Source organism: Hyphomicrobium sp. (assembly GCF_020852195.1).
GTDB lineage: Bacteria > Pseudomonadota > Alphaproteobacteria > Rhizobiales > Hyphomicrobiaceae > Hyphomicrobium_C.
This window is the reverse complement of record NZ_JADZBI010000165.1, coordinates 1-4,507: the sequence shown is the minus strand read 5'-3', so window position 1 is coordinate 4,507 and position 4,507 is coordinate 1. Positions and strand designations below refer to the sequence as shown.

Genomic DNA, 4,507 nt, shown 5'->3' with positions numbered 1-4,507 from the left:
GCTGGACGCGCGTCGCGACGTGGATCGGCGCACTCAGCCTCGCCGTGCTGGCGGCGAAGTATGTCGGCTGGATGTGAGGCGTCTCGTCTCCCCCGCTCTTGCGGAGAGACGGTGACATGAAAAAGCGGCGACCGATGAGGCCGCCGCTTTCAAATTCAAAGTCGGTCGAGCCTTACTTCTGGCCCGGCTCCTCTTATTTGCCCTTGCAGTCGAAGTCGAGCTTCACCCACGGCGTGTCCACCTTGCACTTGCCGTCCTTGCGGGTGAAGACGTCGCCGAACTCGCCGGCGAGGCCCTCGAGGTCGACGCCGTCCTTCTCCGCCTCGGCAACGTTGGTCTCGTCGTCCTTCGGCGGGCGCGGCGCGGCTTCCTTCTTCTCACCGCCCGTCGCCGGTGCAGGCGCGGACTCGGCCTTGGGCGCGGGCGTGGCGGCGGCTTCCTGCGTGCTGCAGCGCTGAAGATCGGCCGGCGCCTTGGTCCAGATCATGGTCTTGGACAGGAAACTGATGCCGGCATAGCCCTTGACCTTCAAGGTGCCGTCCTCAAGCGGCGTCACCTCGACGTTGTACTTCTTCTTTTTCTCGGGGCTGTAGATCCAGGCGTTGTCGCCGCCCCAGACGCCGCTGCCCGCGGACGCGAGATCGCCGATGATCTGGCGGCCGCAGCCGTTGGCGTCGCTCGTGTCCTTGACCCACACAACGTGACCGCAAAGCTTTCCGCCGCAGTCCTTGATCTCGATGGCGCCGCGGCCGGTATCGTTCACCCACACGCCGGTCGGATCGCCGGCGGCGAAGGCAGGCGAGGCGCCCAGAAGCACAGCCGCCAGCGCGGCGAAACGAAGACCTTGTCTCTCGAACGGCATAGCTGCCTCCTCATCTTGGCTCGGTTTGAACGGCCGTGCGCGGAAGCGCGTTCCCTAAGATTTGGACGCGTCCGGCGGCAAGTCCGGTCAGCCGGACCCGGAGATATACTTGCTTTTGCGCAAACGTGGCGCTGTTCCCCGGGAAACATGGTTCATACCGGGAGATAGGGAACGCGACGGGATTGTCATACCGCCTGCGGCGAAATTTCGACCAAAAGGCCGCTGTCGAGCACCACGACCCGGTCCATTCGTCGCGCCAAGTCAAGGTTGTGGGTGGCAATCAGGGCGGCAACGCCCTCGCTGCGGAAGAGGCTGATCAACTCGTGGAACACGAGTTCGGAGGTGCGCGGGTCGAGGTTGCCGGTCGGCTCGTCGGCCAGGATCAGGCGCGGGCGGTTGGCGAGCGCGCGGCAGATGGCGGTGCGCTGCTGCTCGCCGCCCGAGAGCTGCGCCGGACGGTGGTCGAGCCGGTCGCCGAGCCCCAGTGACGTGAGCAGCTTGCGTGCGCGCTCCTCTCCCTCGCGGCGCGAGTGTCCGAGGATCATCTGCGGGAGGGCGACGTTCTCCAGCGCCGAGAACTCCGGCAGGAGCTGGTGGAACTGGTAGATGAAGCCCATCTCGGCGCGGCGCACGCGCGTGCGGTCGTGATCGTCCATGGCGGCGCAATCGCGGCCGGCAACGATGACATGGCCGGAGTCCGGCGTCTCGAGCAATCCGGCGATGTGGAGCAGCGTCGACTTGCCGGCTCCCGAGGGGCCGACGAGGGCCACGCACTGGCCCGGCCAGACATCGACCGATGCGCCGGCAAGCACGCGGATCTCGCGCGAGCCCTGGCGGAACACGCGCTCGAGCTCGATGAGGCTCAGGACAGGGATGTGCTGTGCGTTCAGCTCGTGCACCGGCGCATCCTTCATTCGTATCTCAGCGCTTCGACCGGATCGAGCCGCGAGGCGCGCCATGACGGATAGAGCGTGGCCAGCACGGACAACACGAGCGCCATCAGCACGATCGAGCCCGTCTCGACCGGATTGATGTCAGCCGGCAAGCGCGTCAGGTAGTAGACGTTAGGATCGAACACCTTGGTGCCCGCCACCCACGCGACGAACTGGCGGATCTCCTCGATATAGGTGCAGAAGACGATGCCGATGACGAGGCCGGCGAGTGTGCCGATGACGCCGATGGATGCCCCCGTGATCAGGAACACGCGCATGACCGAGCCCTTGCTCGCGCCCATGGTGCGCAGGATGGCGATGTCGCGGCCCTTGTCCTTCACCAGCATCATGAGGCCGGAGATAATGTTCAGGGCCGCCACCAGCACGATCAGCGACAGGATGATGAACATCACGTTGCGCTCCACCTCGAGCACGGTGAAGAACGTCTCGTTTCGCTGACGCCAGTCGGTCACGTTGATGGTCGGGCCCGCCTCGCCGCGGATGCGCGTCGCGGCGTCATCCACGGCCTCGGGATCCTTGATTACCACCTCGAGGATGTCGACCTCGCCGTTCTTCGAGAAGTAGCGTTGCGCCTCCGAGAGCGGCATGAAGATCATGGTCTTGTCGTACTCGGACATGCCGAGCTCGAAGATGGTCGTCACGGGATAGGTCTTCGAGCGCGGCGCGGTGCCGAACGGCGTCGCGGCCCCCCGGGGCGAGATGATGGTGATCGGATCGCCGACGTTGACGCGCAGCATGTTGGCGAGCCGCATGCCGACGGCGAGCCCCCCCGACTCGTCGAAGCCGTCGAGCGTGCCGTAGCGGATGTTGTCGGCCACGAGGGGCAAATGCTTGAGATCCTCCTCTCCGATGCCGCGCACGGCGGCGCCGAGCGCCTGCACGGCGGAGGAGACCATGACCTGCCCCTCGATCAGGGGAATGGCGCGCACCACGCCCTCGGCGCGTGAGACGGCCTTGGTGATATCGGGGTAGTCCGTGAAGGGCGCGCCGATCTTGTAGACGACGACGTGGCCGTTGAGCCCCAGGATCTTGGCGAACAGGTCCTTGCGGAAGCCGTTCATGACCGCCATGACGATGATCAGCGTCGCCACGCCCAGCATGATGCCGAGAAACGAGACGGCGGCGATGACCGAGACGAAGCCTTCCTTGCGGCGGGCGCGCAGATAGCGTGAGGCGAGCAGCCACTCAAAGGGCGCGAACGGCTTGGTGTCGGTCGTTGCGGCCATCAGCGCCACCCCATTTTCGCTTCTCGTTGTCAGGCCAGCACGCGCTGATCGATAACGCTCAGGATCGTGCGCTCGATCCCCGCCTCGAGCGGCAGCGTCTCGCGCGCGCCGGTCTTGCGGTCCTTGATCTCGACCTCTCCGGCCTTTACGCCCTTGGGACCGACGATCACCTGATAGGGGATGCCGATCAGGTCCATGGTGGCGAACTTGGCACCGGCGCGCTCGTCGGTATCGTCGAGGAGCACCTCGAGGCCCGCGCTCTCGAGACGCGTCTTGATGTCGAGTGCGGCCTTGTCGGTCGCCGCGTCGCCGGCTTTGAGGTTCACGACCGCGACCTCGAAGGGCGCGACGGGAACCGGCCAGACGATGCCGGCGTCGTCATGGCTCGCCTCGATGATGGCGCCGGCGAGACGCGACACGCCGATCCCGTACGATCCCATCACGAGCGTCACCTGCTGTCCGTCCGGACCCTGAACGCGGCATCCCATGGGCTCGGAATATTTGGTGCCGAAGTGGAAAATGTGGCCGACCTCGATGCCGCGGGCGGAGACGCGCTTGTCGGCCGGCACCTCGCTCTCGAAGCGGGCCGGATCGTGCTTCTCCTCGGTCGCCGCATAGCGCGAGGTCCATTCCTTGAAGATCGGCGTGAGGTCGCCCCAGAAATCCGTGTGGGGAGCCGGGATCTCGCCTTCGATCAGATCCTTGTGGCAGAAGACCTGGCTCTCGCCGGTGTCGGCCAGGATGATGAACTCGTGGGAGAGGTCGCCGCCGATCGGACCGGTGTCGGCCTGCATCGGGACCGAACGCAGGCCCATGCGGGCGAACGTGCGCAGGTAGGCGACGAACATGCGCATGTAGGTGGCGCGGCTCGCCTCCGTCGTGAGGTCGAAGGAGTAGGCATCCTTCATCAGGAACTCACGCCCGCGCATGACGCCGAAGCGCGGACGGATCTCGTCGCGGAACTTCCACTGGATGTTGTAGAGGTTCTTCGGCAGGTCCTTATAGCTCTTGATGCCGTCGCGCACGATGGTGGTGACCACCTCCTCGGCTGTAGGGCCATAGAGCATATCCCGATCGTGACGGTCGGTGATGCGCAGCATCTCCTTGCCGTAGGCCTCGTAGCGGCCGCTCTCGCGCCAAAGATCCGCAGACTGAATAGTGGGCATGAGGAGCTCCACCGCGCCGGCGCGGTTCTGCTCCTCGCGCACGATGGCCTCGATCTTCTTCAGCACCCTGAGACCGAGCGGTAACCATGAGTAGATGCCGGCCGCCGACTGCCGGATCATGCCCGCCCGAAGCATCAACTGGTGCGAGACGATCTCAGCTTCCTTGGGCGTCTCACGCAGGACCGGCAGGAAAAAGCGGGAAAGATGCATAGAGTCCTGTCTTTGTTGCGGCGCAAAGGCGTGCAGGCGCGGCCCGCTCGTCGCCGGCGTCGGGGCGCTCCGCAGGCGTCAATAGCTAGG

At 65.5% G+C, this 4,507-nt stretch carries 4 protein-coding genes; all 4 read right to left on the bottom strand.

The annotated features are described in order from the left end of the window. Positions 1-193: 193 nt before the first annotated feature. Entirely contained in the window at positions 194-862 is a 669-nt protein-coding gene (locus tag IT540_RS13925; RefSeq protein WP_291178988.1) for a DUF2147 domain-containing protein, read from the bottom strand. A 185-nt stretch (positions 863-1,047) separates the two neighbouring features. Continuing rightward, positions 1,048-1,776 carry an ABC transporter ATP-binding protein gene (locus IT540_RS13920; RefSeq protein ID WP_291178985.1) on the bottom strand — a complete coding sequence of 243 codons (729 nt, stop codon included), beginning with the start codon at positions 1,774-1,776 and terminating at the stop codon, positions 1,048-1,050. Continuing rightward, the gene (locus IT540_RS13915; protein ID WP_291178982.1) at positions 1,773-3,041 is read right to left on the bottom strand and encodes a lipoprotein-releasing ABC transporter permease subunit; all 1,269 of its coding nucleotides are present in this window, start codon (positions 3,039-3,041) and stop codon (positions 1,773-1,775) included. The genes IT540_RS13920 and IT540_RS13915 overlap by 4 nt, the downstream gene beginning before the upstream one ends. Positions 3,042-3,070: 29 nt before the next feature. Continuing rightward, positions 3,071-4,417 carry a proline--tRNA ligase gene (proS, locus tag IT540_RS13910; RefSeq protein ID WP_291178979.1) on the bottom strand — a complete coding sequence of 449 codons (1,347 nt, stop codon included), beginning with the start codon at positions 4,415-4,417 and terminating at the stop codon, positions 3,071-3,073. Between the last annotated feature and the right edge of the window lie 90 nt (positions 4,418-4,507).